Source organism: Actinoplanes sp. NPDC051411, assembly GCF_040682075.1.
Taxonomy (GTDB): Bacteria; Actinomycetota; Actinomycetes; order Mycobacteriales; family Micromonosporaceae; genus Actinoplanes.
In genome coordinates, this window is the sequence record NZ_JBFBAD010000014.1 from 64,699 (window position 1) to 81,317 (window position 16,619).

15 protein-coding genes and 1 pseudogene are annotated in these 16,619 nt (G+C 71.8%); 7 read left to right on the forward strand and 9 right to left on the reverse strand.

Going from position 1 to position 16,619, the window contains the following annotated elements:
* Positions 1-118: 118 nt before the first annotated feature.
* Positions 119-1,117 (reverse strand): annotated as a pseudogene (gene hemW / locus AB0M88_RS10610) (radical SAM family heme chaperone HemW); the annotation flags it as partial.
* A 36-nt stretch (positions 1,118-1,153) separates the two neighbouring features.
* Here hemW and AB0M88_RS10615 point away from each other — a divergent pair.
* The 5 genes from AB0M88_RS10615 (at position 1,154) to AB0M88_RS10635 (ending at position 5,709) form a co-directional block, all read left to right on the forward strand.
* Positions 1,154-1,936, forward strand: coding sequence for an enoyl-CoA hydratase-related protein (locus AB0M88_RS10615; protein WP_364098613.1), 783 nt, complete (start codon positions 1,154-1,156; stop codon positions 1,934-1,936).
* 111 nt (positions 1,937-2,047) lie between these two features.
* The gene (locus tag AB0M88_RS10620; protein ID WP_364098735.1) at positions 2,048-2,842 is read left to right on the forward strand and encodes a hypothetical protein; all 795 of its coding nucleotides are present in this window, start codon (positions 2,048-2,050) and stop codon (positions 2,840-2,842) included.
* Positions 2,843-2,982: 140 nt separating this feature from the next.
* Positions 2,983-4,629, forward strand: a complete 1,647-nt coding sequence (locus AB0M88_RS10625) for a PAS domain-containing protein (protein ID WP_364098616.1) — start codon at positions 2,983-2,985, stop codon at positions 4,627-4,629.
* A 43-nt stretch (positions 4,630-4,672) separates the two neighbouring features.
* Entirely contained in the window at positions 4,673-5,353 is a 681-nt protein-coding gene (locus AB0M88_RS10630; RefSeq protein WP_364098618.1) for an NAD(P)H-dependent oxidoreductase, read from the forward strand.
* Entirely contained in the window at positions 5,350-5,709 is a 360-nt protein-coding gene (locus tag AB0M88_RS10635) for a MerR family transcriptional regulator (protein WP_364098621.1), read from the forward strand. The genes AB0M88_RS10630 and AB0M88_RS10635 overlap by 4 nt, the downstream gene beginning before the upstream one ends.
* Before the next feature lie 108 nt (positions 5,710-5,817).
* On the opposite strand, the gene AB0M88_RS10640 is transcribed toward AB0M88_RS10635, so the two are convergent.
* The 3 genes from AB0M88_RS10640 to AB0M88_RS10650 form a co-directional block, all read right to left on the reverse strand.
* Positions 5,818-6,093, reverse strand: a complete 276-nt coding sequence (locus AB0M88_RS10640; protein ID WP_364098623.1) for a GlsB/YeaQ/YmgE family stress response membrane protein — start codon at positions 6,091-6,093, stop codon at positions 5,818-5,820.
* An 81-nt stretch (positions 6,094-6,174) separates the two neighbouring features.
* Complete coding sequence (gene lepA / locus AB0M88_RS10645) at positions 6,175-8,055, reverse strand: translation elongation factor 4 (RefSeq protein WP_364098626.1); 1,881 nt, start codon at positions 8,053-8,055, stop codon at positions 6,175-6,177.
* 136 nt (positions 8,056-8,191) lie between these two features.
* A complete protein-coding gene (locus tag AB0M88_RS10650; protein ID WP_364098629.1) occupies positions 8,192-8,725 on the reverse strand; it encodes a DUF4240 domain-containing protein in 534 nt (177 codons plus the stop codon).
* A 34-nt stretch (positions 8,726-8,759) separates the two neighbouring features.
* On the opposite strand from AB0M88_RS10650, the gene AB0M88_RS10655 reads away from it, so the two are divergent.
* Both AB0M88_RS10655 and rpsT read left to right on the forward strand, forming a co-directional pair.
* Positions 8,760-9,794, forward strand: a complete 1,035-nt coding sequence (locus tag AB0M88_RS10655) for a phosphotransferase (RefSeq protein WP_364098632.1) — start codon at positions 8,760-8,762, stop codon at positions 9,792-9,794.
* Positions 9,795-9,950: 156 nt separating this feature from the next.
* A complete protein-coding gene (gene rpsT / locus AB0M88_RS10660) occupies positions 9,951-10,217 on the forward strand; it encodes a 30S ribosomal protein S20 (RefSeq protein WP_364098635.1) in 267 nt (88 codons plus the stop codon).
* Positions 10,218-10,766: 549 nt separating this feature from the next.
* Here rpsT and AB0M88_RS10665 read toward each other — a convergent pair.
* From AB0M88_RS10665 to AB0M88_RS10685, 5 genes are all read right to left on the reverse strand, one after another.
* A complete protein-coding gene (locus tag AB0M88_RS10665; protein ID WP_364098638.1) occupies positions 10,767-11,153 on the reverse strand; it encodes a hypothetical protein in 387 nt (128 codons plus the stop codon).
* A complete protein-coding gene (gene holA, locus AB0M88_RS10670; RefSeq protein WP_364098737.1) occupies positions 11,150-12,133 on the reverse strand; it encodes a DNA polymerase III subunit delta in 984 nt (327 codons plus the stop codon). Before holA ends, AB0M88_RS10665 begins: the two co-directional genes overlap by 4 nt.
* 247 nt (positions 12,134-12,380) lie before the next feature.
* The gene (locus tag AB0M88_RS10675) at positions 12,381-12,968 is read right to left on the reverse strand and encodes a GNAT family protein (protein ID WP_364098640.1); all 588 of its coding nucleotides are present in this window, start codon (positions 12,966-12,968) and stop codon (positions 12,381-12,383) included.
* Between the two features lie 23 nt (positions 12,969-12,991).
* Positions 12,992-15,400, reverse strand: coding sequence for a ComEC/Rec2 family competence protein (locus AB0M88_RS10680; protein WP_364098643.1), 2,409 nt, complete (start codon positions 15,398-15,400; stop codon positions 12,992-12,994).
* Complete coding sequence (locus AB0M88_RS10685; protein WP_364098740.1) at positions 15,397-16,017, reverse strand: ComEA family DNA-binding protein; 621 nt, start codon at positions 16,015-16,017, stop codon at positions 15,397-15,399. Before AB0M88_RS10685 ends, AB0M88_RS10680 begins: the two co-directional genes overlap by 4 nt.
* Positions 16,018-16,619 lie beyond the last annotated feature (602 nt).

Here is a 16,619-nt window from a genome sequence, read left to right on the forward strand (position 1 = left end):
CGTCCCCCGCTTTGGCCCGCCCCGGGGGTCCCGCTCGGGGGTCGCGCGCGGCCCCGGGATGCCCCGGGCGCCGTCGCCCCCGAAACTACCCGACACCGACCCGGGGGTCGGCCGGGTCGAGGACCTCCCGGGCATGGCCGGGCGAGGTGCCGTCGGCCAGCTTTTTTCCGTACGCGGCGGGATGCTTGACGTTCCACCAGCGCACCCCGCCCACGTGGCTGTGCGCGCCCGGCCCGAACCCCCACCAGTCGGCCCCGGTCCAGTAGAGCAGGTTGTGCCGGCACCGCCCGGCCTCGGACGCCGCCCAGTTCGACACCTCGTACCACTCGAGGCCGGCCGCGCCGAGCGCCTCGTCGGCGGCCAGGTAGCGGTCGGCGGCGACGTCGTCCGACGGGTACGGCAGTTCGCCCCGCCGCATCCGGGCCGCCATCCGGGTGCCGTCCTCGACGATCAGGGCGTACGCGCTGACGTGATCCACCCCGGCGTCGACCACCGCGCGCAGCGAGGCGGCGAACTCGTCGGCCGTCTCCCCCGGCGTCCCGTAGATCAGATCGAGGTTGACGTGCTCGAACCCGGCCTCGCGGGCCTCGGTCGCGGCCCTCGGCGCCCGGTCGGGGGTGTGCTGCCGGTCGAGGATCCGCAGCACCGCCGGGGAGGACGACTGCATGCCGAGGGAGATCCGGGTGAACCCGTTGGCCCGCAGCCGGCGCAGGTAGGCCGGATCGACGGACTCCGGGTTGGCCTCGGTGGTGATCTCGGCGCCGGGAGCGAGTCCCCACGCCCGGTCGACGCCCTCGACCACCCGGCCGAGGTCGTCGGCACTGAGCAGGGTCGGGGTGCCGCCGCCGACGAACACGGTGTCGACCCGGCCCGGCTCGATCACCTTGCGGGCTAGGTCGAGCTCCTGCAGCAGCAGGTCGGCGTACCCCTCGCGGCTGACGCCCCCGCCGAGCTCGCTCGCGGTGTAGGTGTTGAAGTCGCAGTAGCCGCAGCGGCTGGCGCAGAACGGCACGTGGAGATAGACCCCGAAGCCGTTTCGGCCCGCCGACTCGGCGGCCGCGGGCGGCAGCGACCCGTCGGGGGGTACGGGATCACCGTCGGGAAGCACACCAGCCATCCGTCAAGTGTGCACGGGCCCCGTTAGGGTTCCGCCATGGATCTGGTCCGTACCGCCACCGCCGCCGGGGTGACCACGCTGACCCTGGACAGCCCGGCCAACCGCAACGCCCTCTCCACGCCGCTGATGACTCAGCTGCTGGACCGCCTCGGCGAGACCCTCGTCGACCCGGACGTGCGGGCGGTCGTGATATCGCACACCGGACCGGTGTTCTGCTCGGGCGCCGACCTCAAGGAGACCGCGGCGGCCCGCGAGGCCGGGCGGGTGCCGGCCGAGATGCTGGCCGACGTCCTGGCCGCGCTGTGGGAGTTCCCCAAGCCGGTCGTCGCGCGGGTGGCCGGTCCGGCCCGGGCCGGCGGGCTGGGCCTGATCGCCGCGGCCGACCTGGCGGTCTGCACCCGGGAGGCGACGTTCGCCTTCACCGAGGTGCGCCTCGGGGTGATCCCGGCCGTGATCAGCGCCACTGTGCTGCCACGGCTGACGCCACGGGCGGCGGCCGAGCTCTATCTGACCGGCGAGGTGTTCGACGGGGTCCGGGCGGCCGAGGTCGGGCTGGTGACGGCCGCGGTCTCGGCCGAGGGCCTGGACGGTGCGGTCGCCGGCTACTGCGGCGCGCTGGTGCGGGGCGGGCCGCTCGCCCTTGCCGGGACGAAACAGCTTCTGCGGCGTACGGCGAAGGAATCGATCCGTGAGGATCTCGCCGAGCTGTCGGCCCGCTCAGCCGGATATTTCAAGTCGCCGGAGGGGGTCGAGGGCGTGACCGCGTTCCGCGAGAAGCGGCCGGCGTCCTGGGTCCCGGCCGGATCGCCCGCTCGGTAACGATCGTTTACTACTCTTGTCGTTCTACCCGTCGAGGAGGTGCGAGTGCGTCGGACGCCACTGGTGGTGGTCGCGCTGCTCGCACTCGTGGGCACGCTCGGCTTCGTCGCCGTGCTGCGCTCGTTCTCCCACGACATCAAGCTCCCGTCGCTGGCCAGCTCCACATGCCTGGTCAACGCGAACGGCGAGGTCGAGCTCGACCCGGTGCAGATGGCCAACGCGGCGACGATCGCCGCGGTCGGGGTGCGCCGGGGGATGCCCGAGCAGGCGGTGGTGGTCGCGCTCGCCACCGCCCTGCAGGAGAGCAAGCTGGAAAACCGGGACGACGGCGACCGCGACTCGATCGGCCTCTTCCAGCAGCGGCCGAGCCAGGGCTGGGGGCCGGCCGACAAGATCAAAGACCCGCGCTATTCGGCGGACAGGTTCTATTCGGCGCTCAAGCGGGTCAAGGGCTATCAGAAGATGCGGGTCACCGACGCGGCCCAGCGGGTGCAGCGGTCGGCCTATCCGAACGCCTACCAGAAGTGGGCCGACGAGGCGCAGGTGCTGGCCCGGGCGCTGACCGGGCAGGCGGCGAGCGCGGTCGCCTGCACGGTGACCGGCGCGCCGGCGCTGCGCGGGGCGGCCGCGGCGACCGCTCTCATGAGCGGGCTGCGGCTCGACTGGGGCACCGGATTGCCCACCTCGGCCGCCGCCGAGCAGGCGGCCGGCCTGACCGTCGCGGTCACGAGCGCGACCTCCGGCTGGCGTTACGCGCACTGGCTGGTCTCGCATGCGTCCGACACCGGACTCGAACGGGTACGTTTCGCCGACCTGGAGTGGGATGCGGGCGCCGGGAAGTGGCAGCCGGTAACTACCGACGGCGGCATCGACGAGCGCAAGGTCATCGCCGAAGTCTTCCGCTGACGTGAGCTTTCCGGTCGCCCAGCAGGACATTTATCCCCGTCGAACGATCGCGCTGCGTAATGTCTGACGTTCGGAATGTCCATTGCGCTGCGTATACATCGACGTGGACAGACAGCAATCGCACTGGTACTAAGAAGGGCGTGCTGAGGGCGATCGAATGGATCCTGCTGGGAAGCGCGAGCGCCGCCGCGATCATTGCCGGTGCCTGGTGGCGACGACCAGCGCGGTTCCTGCCATGGGCGCTTCTGGGCGCGGCGATCGCCTGCATGGGCGTCGGCGACGTCTTCTACGCCGTAGATCTGGAGACGATCGCCGAATATTTCTACCTGGCGATGTTCGTGATGGTGGCCGCGGCGCTGGTGCAGTTCACCCGCGGCGGCTCGCTTCTGGTCGACCGGGCCCGCCTGATCGACCTGCTCGCCTGGGCCTGTTCGACGCTGCTGGTGATCTGGGTCTTCATCATCGGGTCCACCAACGACCTCGGGAAGATCTCGGCCGCCGACGTGATCGGCGATCTGCTCCTGACGTCGGTCGCGCTGCGGCTGGTGATGGCGGCCGGCCGCAACCCGTCGGCCAAGCTGCTGCTCAGCGGCGCGGCCGGCATGCTGATCAGCGACATCGTCTATCCGCTGGCCCCGGGGCCGCTCACCGAGACCGGCTACATAGTCCTCTACGTCAGCTGGGGCGTCGCCGCGCTCCACCCGTCGATGACCGGGCTGACCCAGCCGATGGCGCCCCGCCTGACGCCATGGCGCCGCCCGTGGGCGGCGCTGCTCGGGGCCTCGGTGGCAACCCCGCCGCTGGTGCTGCTCTACGAGGCGATCCGGGGCGACGTCCACGACGGCGTGGTCATCGCGGTGGCCGGCGCGATCACGCTGACCCTAGCCATCACCCGCCTGGCCGACTCGGTGAGCCTGAGCGGCCAGGCACTCAACCGCGAGCGAGGGCTGCGCACGGCGACTGCCGCCCTGGTCGCGGCGGTCGACCCCCCGGCGGTCGACGTGGCCGTACGCTCCGCGGTCGCCGTGCTGCTTCCGGCCGCCGCGGTAACCGACATCGTCTTCGCCGCCGACGACCGCCAGCTGCTCGCCGAGGCCCTGCCCGCGACGAGCGGCCCGGCCGACCGGTCCGGGCACCGCAGCTGGTGGCTGCGGGACCCGCCGGCCGACGAGGCCACCCTGGTCTGTCCGCTGTGGCTGGAGCCGCTGGCCGTCGCTCGCCCGGGCGGCGGCGCCCTCGTGCTGACCGGCCGCCGCGACGACCTGGCGATGGCCCGCGACGCCCTCGAGGTGCTGGCCGGCCAGGCCGCGCTCGCCCTCGACCGGATCAGCCTGGTCGAGGCCGTCGGCCGCCGTGACAGCGACCTCTACCTGCGAGCGGTGATCCGCAACACGGCCGACATGATGCTGGTGATCGACGAAGATCAGCGCATCCGCTATGCCAGCCCGGCCCTGCGCACGCTGCTCGGCCAGGAGGAGCTGTCCCCGCTGGCCACCCTGGCCGACCTGGTCCACCCCGACGACCGCGGCCAGGTCCGCCGTGCCCTGCTGTCCTCCGGCGACGGCACCGTGTTCTGCGCCCTGCGCCGCCCCGACCACACTCAGGTCTACGTCGAGGTCACCTACCGCGACCTGCGGGCCGACCGCCTGGTCCAGGGCTACGTGGTGACCCTGCGCGACGTGACGAAGGCCCACGATCCGGTCGAGCAGATGCCCCACCTCGACCATGTCGACGAGCTCCCGGCCTGGGTCAACCGCCGCAGCGCCCAGCACAAGTTCCGCTACTGACGACCTTGAGTTCGCCTATAGGCGAGTTCCTAGCGTCGGCGGCATGACAGATGACAACCTCGAGGCCCGGCTCCGGATCGCCGTGGTGATCGGCAGCGTACGCACGCCGCGACTGGCCGACCCGCTCGCCGCGTGGCTGGAGCAGGAGCTGGCCGCAGTGGACTGGGCCGAGCTCGACATGATCGATCTGGCCTCGGTTCCGCTCCCGATGCACGAGATGCGGCCGGGCGGGGCCGCCGCGTCGCCGATCGCCGGGCGACTCGCGGCGGCCGACGGATTCGTGCTGCTCACCCCGGAGTACAACCACAGCTTCCCGGCCTCGGTGAAAAACATGATCGACTGGCATCTTGAGGAGTGGGCGTACAAGCCGGTCGCCTTCGTCGCGTACGGCGGTTCCGGTGGCATCCGGGCCGTCGAGCAGCTGCGCACGGTGTTCCCCGAACTCCGGGCCGCCACGGTGCGGGAGTCGGTCCTGTTGCCGATGCCGTGGAACCACCTCGACACCGCGGGACGTTTCCGCCCTCCGCCCGGCACGACCGAGGCGCTGCACGCGACGATGAACGAGCTGGCCACATGGGCGCGCGCGTTGCGCTCGGCCCGGTTCGCGCATCCGGCCGGCCGGCGTGATCAGCGTCACCGGGCCGAGGCCACCGGCGCCCGGACGACAATCCGGACGACAATGAAGCCGGTGGGAGCAGCGACGACATCGGAGCGTGCGGGATGACCTTGCTGACCGTCGGTCAACTGGCCGACGCCGCCGGGGTGACGGCCAACGCGGTCCGCTTCTACGAGCGTTACGGCGTGGTCACCGGCCACCGCAGCAGCACCAACGCCCGACGGTTCCCGGCCGACGCGATCCGCCGGATCAGGCTCGCGCGGGCCGCCCAACGGGTCGGGATCACCCTCAAGGAGAGTGCCGCCATCCTCGCCGGCATCCCGCCGATGTCACCCGACCTCGACCGGTGGACCGCCGCCGGCACGGAACTCGTCCGGATCGGCCGCGCCCGCATCGTCCAGCTCCAGTCGACCGTGGACCAGCTCTCCACCCTCGACTTCCTCGTTCAGCCACATCAGAGTTAGGGCCTGCGCGCGTACGGCGAAGGCGCCGGACCCCATCGGGGCCGGCGCCTTCGCGCTGTGATCTGGTTGCGCTGTGATCTGGTTGCTCCGCCGGAATCCGGCCGAGGGTCAGCGGGTCAGGCGACGGCGGCTGCCGACGCCGGCGACCAGGGCGACACCGATAGCCGCGAGGACGACCTGGAAGAGCAGCTCGATCCAGTCGACGCCCTTGGTGTCGGAGACGCCGACCGCGCGGGCGATCACGGTGCCCAGCAGGGCGGCGACAATACCGATGACCATGGTCAGCCAGATCGGGATGTTCTGCTTGCCGGGTACGACCAGGCGGCCCAGAGCGCCGACGATCAGGCCGACGATGAGCGCCATGACGATGCCGGTGACAGTCATTGGGGGTTCCTCCTCGGGGGTGGAGCTTTCGTTGCGTCCGTCGAGAAATGGATTTCCCGACACCCCGAGAAGCCAAACCGACTATTTCTTGGCCGCACCCTTCGCGTCGGCGGAATCGGAGGTCGACAGGGCGGCGATGAACGCCTCCTGCGGCACCTCGACCCGGCCGACCATCTTCATCCGCTTCTTGCCCTCTTTCTGCTTCTCGAGGAGCTTCCGCTTGCGGGTGATGTCACCGCCGTAGCACTTGGCCAGCACGTCCTTGCGGATCGCCCGGATCGTCTCGCGGGCGATGATCCGGCTGCCGATGGCGGCCTGGATCGGCACCTCGAACTGCTGCCGCGGGATCAGTTTCTGCAGCTTGGAGGCGATGTTCACGCCGTACGAGTAGGCCTTGTCCTTGTGCACGATCGCGCTGAACGCGTCGACCGGCTCACCGTGCAGCAGAATGTCCACCTTGACCAGTTCGGCGACCTGCTCGCCGGACGGCTCGTAGTCCAGCGACGCGTAGCCCTTGGTCTTGCTCTTGAGCTGGTCGAAGAAGTCGAAAATGATCTCGGCCAGTGGCAGGGTGTAGCGCAACTCGACCCGTTCGGACGACAGGTACTCCATGCCGAGCAGGCTGCCCCGGCGGCTCTGGCACAACTCCATGACCGCGCCGACATAGTCGTTGGGCACCAGCACGGTGGCCCGCACCACCGGCTCGTGAATCTCGGCGATCTTGCCGGTCGGGAACTCGCTCGGGTTGGTGACGACCTTCTCCTCGGCGTCCTCCGTGAACACCCGGTAGACCACGTTCGGCGCGGTGGAGATCAGGTCGAGGTTGAACTCGCGTTCCAGCCGCTCGCCGATGATCTCCAGGTGGAGCAGTCCGAGATAGCCGACGCGGAAGCCGAAGCCGAGCGCGGCCGACGTCTCCGGCTCATAGACCAGGGCGGCGTCGTTCAGCTTGAGCTTGTCGAGGGCGTCGCGCAGCGCCGGATAGTCCGAGCCGTCGATCGGGTAGAGACCCGAATAGACCATCGGCTTGGGTTCCTTGTAGCCGCCCAGCGCCTCTTTGGCCGACCGGATGTTGCCGGTCACGGTGTCGCCGACCTTGGACTGGCGGACGTCCTTCACGCCGGTGATCAGGTAGCCGACCTCGCCGACCCCGAGCGCACCCGCCTTCTCCATCTCGGGCGAGACGACGCCGATCTCGAGCAGCTCGTGCACGGCGCCGGTGGACATCATTTTGATCTTGTCGCGGGCCTCGATGCGCCCGTCGATCACCCGGACGTACGTGACCACGCCGCGATAGACGTCGTAGACCGAGTCGAAGATCATCGCGCGGGCGGGTCCGCTCGCGTCGCCGACGGGCGGGTCGAACTGCCGCACGATCTCGTCGAGCAGGTGCCCCACCCCGACGCCGGTCTTGCCCGACACCCGCAGCACATCGGACGGGTCGACGCCGATCAGCTGGGCCAGCTCCTCGGCATATTTCTCGGGCTGGGCCGCCGGCAGGTCGATCTTGTTGAGCACCGGGATGATGTGAAGGTCGTTCTCCATCGCCAGATAGAGGTTGGCCAGCGTCTGCGCCTCGATGCCCTGGGCGGCGTCGACCAGCAGGACCGCGCCCTCGCAGGCGGCGAGGCTGCGCGACACCTCATAGGTGAAGTCGACGTGACCGGGCGTATCGATCATGTTGAGGACGGCCGAGTCGCCCTTCTTGTCGCCCTCGCGCACCGTCCACGGCATCCGCACGGCCTGCGACTTGATCGTGATGCCGCGCTCGCGCTCGATGTCCATGCGGTCGAGATATTGAGCGCGCATCTGGCGCGGGTCGACCACCCCGGTGATCTGCAGCATGCGGTCGGCCAGCGTCGACTTGCCGTGGTCGATGTGGGCGATGATGCAGAAGTTGCGGATGCGAGCGGGATCGGTCGCTCCGATCACGTTCTCGCCGGGGACGAGCGGTCCAGGCACGGTCTTCCGTTTCTCAAGCTTCGGGGTCGCCGACGGACGGACGGCGTTCTCTATCGTCCCACGCTCTCTTCGCGGGTCGTCCGGGCGCTCTCATTCCAGCGTCCCGCGCGCTCCCACTCCGGCGTCCCGCGTGTTCTCACTCCGGCTCGGCGAGGAACAGGGCCGAGAGTTGGGGCAGGCGGCGCTTCATCTCCTCCTCGTCGTCGAAATCCCACAGGTCGGCGACCTCGGGACGGGTCTTCGGCCGCTCCTGCTCCGGCAGCTCCTCGCCCGTGGCCTGCCGATAGGCCTCGGCGGCGATCGACAGCACCTCGGCCGCCTCGAAGACCGCGCCGGTGTCGGCGGCGCCCTTGACGACCGCCACACCGGCCAGCGAATCGGGTGACTTGACCGAGCGGGCCACGGCCTCACGCCCGTGCGCGATCAGCCAGCCCCGGAACGCGTCGAAGCCCTCGTCGGAACATCCGCCGTTGATCAGATAAGCCGCGGCCCACAGGTCTTCGGTGCCCGAGGCGACCATCACCTTGTCGAGATGGTGACCCCACGCGACGATTTCCTCCGGATCGCGGGTGGCCAGTTCGGCCACCGCACGCTCGGCCACCTCGCCGGGCGTGGCGGGCCGGTCGGCGGTCGCGCGGCCGATGACGGCCCAGAAGTCGTCGGTTCTCATAGCCGGAATCCTGCCAGGAGGGTACGACAAAACGATGCTGCCGGAGGTCTCCTACCGCGCCACCGCCGTACGCCCGAACTGGCCTGACCTGCCGGAAAGCCTGCGCGAGGCGATCAGCGTGCGCCTCGGAGGGCCGATCATCGCGGCGCGCAGCGCCGGCGGAGGCTTCACCCGCGCCTTCGCCGCGGTCATCACGACAAAAGCCGGATTCCGGGCCTTCATCAAGGCGGCTCCCCTGCGGGAACCGATTTCCGACTGGTACGCGCGGGAGGCGTCGATCACTGCCGCTCTGCCCGCGGTCGTGCCCGCCGGCCGCCCCCGCTGGACGATGACCCACTCCGGCTATTTCGTCCTGTGCCTCGATTTCGTGGATGGCGTGGTTCCCGCCCTCCCGTGGGTCACGTCGGAGCTGGAGGCGGCCGTCGAGGCGTGGACCACGGCGGCGTCCGCGCTGGCCACACCTCCGCTCTCCGGCCTTCCCCGGCTGCCGGACATCGTCCGCGCGGAGATGTCAGCCTGGTCGTCCGGCACGCTCCGAGCCGACCAGCCCCTGCCGCCGCCCACGCCTTCCAAGCCGGCCGCGCCCGCGCCTTCCGAGCCGGCCGCGCACTCCGAGCCGGCCGCGGCTGCCGAGCCGCCCGCCGTTGCCGAGCCGCCCGCCGTTGCCGAGCCGGACGTCCTGGCCGAGTTGGTCGAGCTGGAGCGGCTCCTCCCCGACGCCGTGGAGGGCTCCGGGATGCTGCACGGCGACCTGCGCGTCGACAACGTGCTGATCGACCGGGCCGGGAAGGCGTGGCTGTGCGACTGGACCTGGCCGTGCCTCGGCGCGCCCTGGTTCGACACGGTGACGCTCCTGGTGACGGCGTACGCCTCGGGAGCGGAAGTGGACCGCTTCCTGGCCGATGCCCCGGCCGAGGGTGTGGACGCCGCCCTGGCCGGCCTGGCCGGTTATTGGCTGGCCCGGGCGGCCGGGCCGCCGAGCAGTGCGTCGCCCCACAGCCGGCAGCATCAGCTCTACAGCGGGCGGGCCGCGCTGTCGTGGCTCTCGGCCCGCCGCGGGTGGTCGTGACCTCCCGCCGCGGCCCGTTTTGGCGGGTCGCGGGCGTGCTGGTAGTCTGGTTCATCGCGTGTGGTGACGCGCCGCTGTCCGCTGCTTCGGCCGCGACTGGGGGCAACCCACCGCTCGAGACCAGATTCCGCAAACCTAGTCAGGACAGGCTGTCGCGTGGCGAACATCAAGTCCCAGATCAAGCGCAACCGGCAGAACGAGAAGGCCCGTCTGCGCAACAAGTCGGTCAAGTCGTCGCTGAAGACCGTGATTCGCAAGCTCAACGAGGCGAGCGAGGCCGGCAACACCGAGACGGCGACCGCCCTGCTGCGTGACGCTTCGCGTCAGCTCGACAAGGCAGTCAGCAAGGGCGTCATCCACAAGAACCAGGCGGCGAACCGCAAGTCGGCCATCGCCAAGCGGGTCGGCGCGCTGTCTGCCTGATCCCGGCCGGGATCGCATCGCCGCGACCGCCGAAGCCCGCCCTCACCGGCGGGCCGGTCGCCGACCACACTCCGGGCACCGCCGGACCGTTCCTGGGTCCAGCAGGTGCCCGCAGTCGTTTCCGAGCCAGCGCAGTCGTTTCCGAGCCAGCTGAGCCGGGCCGACTGAGTCAGGCCAGCCGAGACGGGCCGGCCGAGCCGGGCGACAGGCTGAGGGAACGCCACAGCTCGCCGTCCCCGGTCCAGATCGCATAACGACGCTGTGCATGGCGTGCAGGCAGAGAGTGCGGCCCCGCGCTCCGGCCCGGAAGGTCGCGGCCAGCTCGGACGGCTTGTCCAGCGCGGCGTCACCGCCGCACACGACCTGTCAGCTTCAGGGGACAGGCCGCGTACACGTGCCGGTCCGGCGGGTCGGCGTCGTCGGACAGCGCCGTCGTCGATCTCGGTGATCGAGCGCCCCGGTCGATCGCCGACTCAGACCGCGGGACGGCAGGTACGTCGCCGTCGGCTCCCCGTCCGTGAGACGGGGTGAACCCAGCGGCCGCCCGGCCTACTCGTAGCGGCGTGCCGCCGACTGCCGCGTCAACTGCTGCTGCAGCTCCAGCCGCTCGACCCACGGCCGCTTGACGCCGCCCTGTCCGGCCGGGAGCCGCGTAGTCGACTCCCCGGCGATCGACCGCCGCACGGCCGCCCGCGCCGCCACCGGCTCGCCGGTCGGCGCCGACCGGGGCAGCATCCCGGCGATCACGTCGTTGAGCTTGACCATCAGCGCCACGGTCAGCGGGAGCACGATCACGCCCCACCAGCTGACCAGTTCGGCCAGCGCGAGCAGGATGCCGAGCGCCGCCGCGCCCTCGAGGAAGACGAAGCACAGCAGCCCACCGGGCGTGATGTGTTTGAGGCGGAGCATTCGCGCGTACAGCGGGCGGGTGCTCATCGGCGGACCCCGCCCTGGCGCGCCGCGGCCACCGCGAAGACGGCCTGTTCCAGCGCGTAGCCACGGTCTTCGCCGCCGCCCTTGACCGCCGCGTTGCACGCCGCTGCCGCCTGCATCGCGTCGACCAGGCCCTCGGGCGTCCAGCCGCGACTGCGCTCCTGGGCCCGCTGGATCTTCCACGCCGGCATGCCCAGCGAGCTGGCCAGCTGGTAGGGATTGCCCCGCCCGGCCGACGCCACGCGGGCCACCGTGCGCACGCCGTCGGCGATCGCATCGGCGATCGGCACCGGATCGACCCCCACGTGCAGCGCCCACCGCAGCGCCTCGAGCGCCCCCGGCACATCGCCGATCATCGCCGCGTCGGCCACGGTGAAACCGCTCACCTCGGCCCGGCCCTTGTAGTAGCGCGCGACGACCGCCTCGGTCACCCGCCCGTCGGTGTCGGCCAGCAGCTGCGAACAGGCCGCCGCGATCTCGCGCAGGTCGTTGCCCACCGACGCGAGCAGCGCCGACGCGGCCGCCTCGTCACAGCGCCCGCCGTGGCGCCGGAACTCGTCGCGCACGAAGGCGATGCGCTCCCGGTCGCCCTTCAACTTGGCGACCGGCACCACGGTCGCGCCGGCGGCGCGAAACCCGTCGGCGAGGGCTTTGCCCTTCGCCCCACCCAGGTGGGAGACGATCAGGCTCACGTCGGGGTCGGGGTTCTTCGCGTACGCCACGAGGGCCGTGATCAGATCTTTGCGGGCGTCCTGCCCGCTGCGCACCACGAGCACGCGACGGCCGCCGAACAACGAGGGGCTGAGCATCTCGGCCACTTCACCCGCCGAAAGCGCCCCCGCCTCGTATTCGCGGACGTCGGCCCCGGGGTCGGCCTCCCGCGCCGAGTCGACCGCCGCCGTGATCGCGCGAGCGGCCAGCAACTCCTCGTCACCCTGGACGAGCACCAATGCGTCGGGAGGGTTGCTGTTCACGTCCAATATCGTTGCACGACCGGCTGACGTTTCCGCGCCCCTCACTCCTTCGCGCAGACCCGTCGATCACTGAACGCGAAACCCGACATATCGGCGTCTTCCCATGTCACAGGCACCGTAGAGTCCCTCGATCAGGCCGACTGCCCCCTCCACCAAATGGCCACCCCGCCCCACCCATCGACCCCGATCATCCGACCACACCATCCCCCGAACCACCGACCCCGGGCGTGTCGAGCATCCCTCGGCCGCCCCCAGATCACTCCGCCCGGCCAGTCGAGAGCGTGCCACCAGCCCCGTCCAGGTCCTCGGGAAGCATCGACCCGACCCACGCGTCCACCCGGCCGCCCCGGTGCACTAGCCGTCGCCGCAGCACCGCCTCAACCGTGAACCCGGCCTTCTCCGCAACCCGCCGCGACGCCACGTTGCCCACCTCGGCCCGCCACTCGATCAGCCCGAGCCCCAGCTCCGCGAACCCCCACCGGCACAACTCCCGCAGCGCCCGCGTGGCCAGTCCCCGCCTCCGGGCCGCCGGGTCCATCCAGTACCCGACCTGCGCCGCCCCGTTCCCGTCCAGCCCGAGCCCGACCCGCCCGAGCCGCTCCCCCACTCCCGTGCCGTTGCCCGCACCCGCAACGATCACGAACTCGGCCCGCTCCCGCCGCTCCCACGCCCCGATCGCCATCTCCCGCACGAAGAACTCGGCGTCCTCGACCCGGTAGGGCATCGGAATCTGCACATACTTCTGGACCGCCGGGTCGAGCGACACCGCGTAAACCCAGGCGATGTCCGCGGGCGTGAACGGCCGCAGCGCGAATTCGCCGGCCGTGATCGTGGGCTGCGTCATGCCGGCCAGGCTAGGTCGACTCCCTACGATCCCCCGCGCGCCACCACCCCCAGCCCAGCCGGTGTCACGACCGCGGCCAGATCACCGGCCTGGTCCGTACGCAACACGCGCGCCCCACCCCGCACCAGACGAGCCAGCAGGTTCGCGTTCGGATGGCCGTAGTCGTTGTCCCTCCCGACCGACACCAGCGCCACCGCCGGGTCGACCGCGTCGAGGAACCGGGGCTCCTGGTAGGCCGATCCGTGGTGGGCCACCTTCAGCACGTCGGCCCGCATCGCACCGGGTCCCAGGTGGTTGAGCAGTTCGTCCTGCTCCTCGGTCTCGGCGTCGCCCGGCAGCAGCACCGTCTCGCCGTCGACCCGGGCCCGGAGCACGAGCGAGTTGTTGTTGGGGTCCGAGTTCGTCCCGTGCAGCACCTCGAACGGCCCGAGCGCCCTCAACTCCAGCCCACCCACCGCATAGGACCATCCCGGGCCGATCACGTGCAGTGGCCGCCGCCCGGCCGCGGCCACCACCTCGGAGCGTCCCCCGACCGGTTCGGGCCAGTCCGGCCCGGCCACCGCGAGCACCGCCCGCCCGCGGAACACTCCAGCCACCCCGCCCACGTGATCGGCGTGGAAGTGGCTGGCCACGAACAGCACGACCTGCCGGACCCCGAGCCGCCGCAGGCAGTGGTCGACCGGGTCCGGCTCCGGCCCGGCGTCGATCACGACCGCCCGCCCGTCGCCGGCCGGCAGGACGATCGCGTCGCCCTGCCCGACGTCGCAGGCGACCACGATCCACTCGCGCGGGGGCCAGCCGGGGGCCAGGACGCGTACGGGAAGAGCGCCCAGCATCCCGCCCAGCGCGACCACCGCGACCAGCCGCCGCACCACCGGCCGCCGGGCCGCGACCAGCAACGCCATCGTGATCACCGCGAGCAGCAGCGCCCCGAGCACCCCGCCCGGCCACGGCAGCGCCCCGGCCGGCACCCGAGCGCCGTACGTCGCGACCAGCACCAGCCACTTCGCCGGCCAGTAGCCCAGCCACGCCGCGAACCCGGCCCCGGCCGCCCACACCGGCGAGAGCACCGCCGCCGCGATCCCGAGCAGCGTCGCCGGCGCGATCGCCGGCACGACGATCAGGTTGGCCGGCACCGCGACCAGGCTGACCGTCCCCGAGATCCCGGCGATCACCGGCCCGCAGGCCACTTGCGCCGCCGCCGGTACGGCCAGCGCCTCGGCCGCCCACCCCGGCCAGCCCTTGCGCCGCAGCGCGTCGCGCCACACCGGTGCGAGCAGCAGCAATCCCGCCGTGGCCAGCACCGACAGCGCGAACCCGGGGTCCGCCGCAAGCTCCGGGTCATATCCGATCAGCAGCCCCACCCCACCGGCCAGCGCCGGGAGCGCCGCCCGGGGTCGCCCCGAGGCAAGCCCGAGTAGCCCGATCGCCCCCATCATCGCCGCCCGGATCACACTCGGCGACGGCCGGGCCAAAATCACGAACCCGGCCAGCGCCATTCCGCACACCACCGCCTTGACGACCGGCCCGGCCCGTACCCACCGCACCGCGTACAGCACGACGCCCAGCACAATCGCGACATTCGCCCCAGAAACCGCATTCAGGTGAGTCATGCCGGTTGTCCTGAAGTCATCCGACAACGCCGGGTCCAACCGACTGGTGTCCCCCACGACCAGCCCCGGCAGCAGCCCACCAGCATCGTCGGGCAGCGGCTCACAGGCCCGCTGCAGTCCCGCCCGGAGCACCCCCGCCGCCCGCTGCACCCAGGGTGGCCGCCCCACCAACTCGGGCGCATCCCGGACCGACACCGCCGCCGCCCGCAAATCCCCCTCGCGCCGCGGCAACAGCTTCCCGGTCGCCCGCACCCGCTGTCCGGGCAGCAGCCCCCGCCACCCCGGATCATTCCCCAACACCAGGGCCCGGACCGACATCCGCAGCCCAGCACCCTCCTCCGGCCAAACCCCCAAAAGATCAACCCCCACCAGGTAGGTGGGCGGCAACCCAGGCGACCCGCTCAAGGCCCGCGGGTCATCCCGCACAACCAGATCAACCCGTACGCGTTCCCCACTCGCGACCACCGCCCCCAGCGGCGCCGACTCCACAACCCCCATCCGAACCCCGGTAGCCAAGCCCCCACACCCGGCCCCCAACAGCACCGCCACGCCAACCCACCGCACCCCGCCCGCAGCAAGTCGGAACTCCGCGAAGCCCCGACCAGCAGAGCGGGCAGCCTTCCGTTGCGGCCCGTCGCCTCGCGCGTTGTCGCGCCACCAAGGCCCGAAAGCCACCACACCGGCCGCCGCGAGACCGGTCGCGCCGAGCAGCAGGCCGCCGCGCGACGACAGGTAGAGCGAGGCCAGCGAGGCCAGCCAGATGGCGATCGCGAAGCCGGCCAGCCGCAGGTCGGGCGCCTTCCTCTGGTCGCCGCTCACACCGTCACCAGGTCTTTGAGCTGGTCATAGCGGGCGTCGCCGATGCCGTTCACCTTGCGCAGGTCGCTGACCGCCTTGAAGCCGCCTTGGGCCGTCCGGGCGTCGAGGATCCGCTGGGCCAGCACCGGCCCGACGCCGGGCAAGGTGTCGAGGTCGGCGAGCGTGGCCGTGTTGAGGTTGACCAGGCCTCCGGGCGCGGCCGCCCCACCGACCGGCGCCGCTGGCAGGCTCGTCCCCGGTGACGGCGTGACCCCGACCAGGATCAGCTCGCCGTCGACGACCTTGCGGGCCAGGTTGAGCATCGCCACGTCGACACCGGGCTGGGCGCCGCCGGCCGCCTCCAGTGCGTCGGCCACCCGCGACCCGGCGGGCAGATGCACCACTCCCGGCTTCTGGACCTTGCCCTCCACGGCCACGATGACCTCGGCCGAGACCACCGGGGAGGGAACCGCCGGCTCGTCGGTGGCCGCGCCGCCCTCGAACGACGGCGCCGCCACCGGATCGACCCGCGGCCGGGCCCGCCAGGCCAGGAACGCCGCCACGACGATCACCAAGACCGCGACCGCCACCAGCGCCCGCACGCCCCGCCGCCCCGGATCGAAGGCCCGCAAACCCATCCGCCGCTCCTTCCGCTCGTCGTGGCCACCGAAGGCCCCGGCCGCGCTCAGCCCGCTCTCGTCCGGGGAAGAGTTGGGCGGCCCCGCCCACGACTCCGACACCCCGAGCCGGGCCAGCGGGTCCTCGTCGGCCTCATCCGGCTGGTCCGGCAACACCCACGCCGGCGGCGCCGACGACACCCGCGAGCCGGACGGCCGCGGCTGTCCGGCGAACGCCGGTGACACCTCGGTGACGCCGGGCGCGACGATCTCCCAGGAGGCCCCGTCGAAGTCGTCCGACGTGAGAATCCGGTCAACCCGCTGCCGTTTCGCGTCGACCGAGTTCGCCGCCGGCACGCCCACGCCACCCGGCAAACCGGCGATCTCCTCCGAAGCCGATGGCCCAGCCACCGGCAAACCCGCACCCGGCCCACCGCCGACCGCCGACCCCGCCCAAGCCGGCGCCCCCGCCGCTGCCGCTGCCACCGACGGCGACGGCGACGGCGACGGCGACGGCGACGACGACGACGACGACGACGCCAAGATCGGCGGCACCCCAAAACCCGGCACTACTGCCAACGCAGGCGCCGCCAGGGAACCCGGCGGATCCAGGTCGGGCCCCG